The sequence below is a fragment of the Streptomyces sp. NPDC005574 genome, from assembly GCF_040605435.1.
Classification (GTDB): Bacteria; Actinomycetota; Actinomycetes; order Streptomycetales; family Streptomycetaceae; genus Streptomyces.
The window spans coordinates 1-2,669 of the sequence record NZ_JBEXCW010000246.1 but is presented as its reverse complement, the minus strand read 5'-3'; the positions used below and the strand labels follow the sequence as shown (position 1 = coordinate 2,669).

The following is a 2,669-nucleotide window of genomic DNA, read 5'->3' as shown; positions in this document are numbered from 1 at the left end:
CCACTTGTCGTCGAAGTCGGTCAGCCGCTGGCGGGCCTGGTCCTCGTTGACGGCCGTGTAGACGGGCTTGAGGTCACGAGCGAGCTCGGCCCAGTCACGGCGCGAGGCATAGCGCAGGCTGGCGCGGATGAGGTGAACGACACAGGTCTGCACGACAGTTCGCGGCCAGACGGTGCTGACCGCGTCGGGCAGCGCGCTCAGTCCGTGGCAGACCAGCATCAGCACGTCGCGGACGCCTCTGTTCTTGATCTCGGTCAGGACGGTCTGCCAGTACTTCGCGCCCTCGCCCCCGTCGCCGGCCCACAGGCCGAGGATTTCCCGGTAGCCGTCGGCGGTGACCGCGATGGCCACGTAGATCGGCCTGTTCGCCACGTGCCCGTCGCGGACCTTGGTTCTGTCGACGATCTTGTGATCCGGACGGGCTGGGCTCATCGTGCGAGCAGGACGCGTTTGCGAAGGAGATCGAGGCTGGCCCGGCCGAACATCTGCCGTTTCAGCATTTTCAGCCGGTTGATGTTGCCTTCGACGGCGCCGGAACTGTGGGGAAGGGACAGTCCGTTGCGGACGGCGTCGAAGTCGCGGCGGAGGTTGCGGGCGAAGCCCGCGAGTGGGGCGTGGGAGTCTCGTTCGACCTCGGTGATCCAGTCTTCGAGGCGGTCGCCGTGTCGTGCGGTCATCATGACGGCGAACTTCCTGACGTGAAGAGTGAGCTGGTCCAGCTCGGGATCGCGTTCATGCAGCCGGTGAAGCTTGCCGGCGGCCTCGTCCCGCAGGTGTTCGGGGTGAGTCATGATCCATGAGGTGACCTCGCGGACCGACGGAGGCTTCGGCCCCGGATCGGGTGCGTGTCCGCGCCCGGTGCGGTACTGCCGCAGATGACGTTGGACGGCCAACTCGCCTCCGGGGTAGCCCTGTTCCTGAATCTCGCGGTAGAGCTGGGTGGCGTTTCTGACGCCATCGTTCCAGCGCCGGTGCAGGTGGCCGACATACGGGTCGACGACGTGCGCCCGCTGCAGGCTTTTGGCGACGACGTCGTTCGCGGAGGGGGCGTTGACCAGTTTGCGGACGGTGGCCTGGTGCAGTCCGAGTTTCCGGCCGATCCCCGCCTTCGACATCCCCTGCTGCCACAACTCGTGGGCGGCAGCATGTTGTTCACGGAGCCGAGTCACGATCTTCAGCTCTGTCGGCAGCTGGACTACCTGCGGTTCGTCGGGGGTGTCTGCGGGTTGTGAAGGCGGTTGGGCCAGACGGGAGCGATGACCGTTCACTGTCTTCTCGACCGCCTGGCCGAGATTGGCCCACAGATGATAGCGATCAGCGACCTGCTCGGCCTGCGGCGCTCCGATGCGTGCGCCCTCCGCGTATCCGCTGGACCGGTCCCGGCAGATCACCTTCACCTCGGGGTGGTCGCGGAGCCATGCGGCGAGGTCTTCGCCCTCGCGCCCCTCGTAGAGATGCAGTGGGCGGTGGGTGGTCATGTCGATCAGCACCGTGCCGTAGTGACGGCCCTTGCGGAAGGCGAAGTCGTCAACGCCGAGGACCTCCACCTCGCCGACCTCCGGTTCGGGCAGGGCTCTGACCAGCCGCAGCAGCGTGTCCTTGCCCACGGTGATGCCGGCCGCGGCGGCCAGGCGGGCTCCTGCCCGGCCGGCCAGGGCCAGTCCGATCCGCGTCAGCACCCCGCGCAATAGCGGGGTCTGCCGACTGTGCGGGGTCGTCAGTCCCACGATCTGTTCGGCGAACGTCACCGTTGTGCAGGCAGTGTTCTCGCAGCGGAACCGGCGTATGTGTAACTCGATCACCACGCCGAGCCCGCCCACGGCGACGTCACGCAGCTTGCGTACGTACCGGCCGTGCACCCGAGCGGAGCTTTGACCGCACCGACAGGACCCGCTCGCCGCCCGCACCCGCGTCCTCAACACCACCTTGTCCGGCCGTCGCTCGACCTCCTCGATGAGCAACGCGGACAGGTATGGAAACAGCTCCAAGAGCACATCACGAGAGCACGCGATGCATGATTGCGGACGGTCGGCACGAACCGCTCAACTGTCCGGATCACAAGATCGTCGACAGAACCCGGACCTTGACGTGCACGGCGTCGATGAAGACGACCGGGTAGACCGCGTCCAGCGGGCGGGTGCGCCATTCCGCCATCGACTCCAGGGCCTTGTCCGTGATGGTGGAGATGGTCTCCTTCGTTGTCGTCATGCCGTACGTCTGCGCGAGGTGCGAGACGATCTCCCCGGAGGTCAGGCCCTTCGCGGTCAGCGAGATCACCAGATCGTCCAACGCACCCGTCCGGCGGGAGTACTTGGGCAGCATCCGTGGCTGGAAGGTGCCCAGCCGATCACGTGGGATCTGCACCGTGACGGTGCCGACCTCTGTCATCACCTTCTTGCTCCGGTAGCCGTTGCGCGTGTTGCCGCCCGACCGCGAGCCCCGTCCGCCGACCCGGCCGGCCTCGGCGGCCAGGTGCTCATCCATCTCGGCCTCCAGAGCGGCCTGCATCAGGTGCTGGGCCAGCTCGGGCAGCAGACCGCCCTCGCCCATCAGCCGCAGCCCCTCTCCGCGGACTTTCTCGGCCGCGAGCGCGGCCAGCTCCTCCAGCAGCTCACTGGACAGACCGTTCTGCGACACCGGCATCGACTTCACGTCGGCACCCTCAGCGC

General features: G+C 67.2%; 2 protein-coding genes and 1 pseudogene. All 3 read right to left on the bottom strand.

Annotated elements, in window-relative coordinates:
• Positions 1-390: pseudogene (locus ABZT03_RS43670) on the bottom strand (transposase); the annotation flags it as partial.
• 38 nt (positions 391-428) lie between these two features.
• The gene (locus ABZT03_RS43665) at positions 429-1,907 is read right to left on the bottom strand and encodes an ISL3 family transposase (protein WP_356049804.1); all 1,479 of its coding nucleotides are present in this window, start codon (positions 1,905-1,907) and stop codon (positions 429-431) included.
• A 148-nt stretch (positions 1,908-2,055) separates the two neighbouring features.
• The coding region (locus ABZT03_RS43660; RefSeq protein ID WP_356049802.1) for a transposase at positions 2,056-2,669 on the bottom strand (614 nt) is incomplete at its 5' end.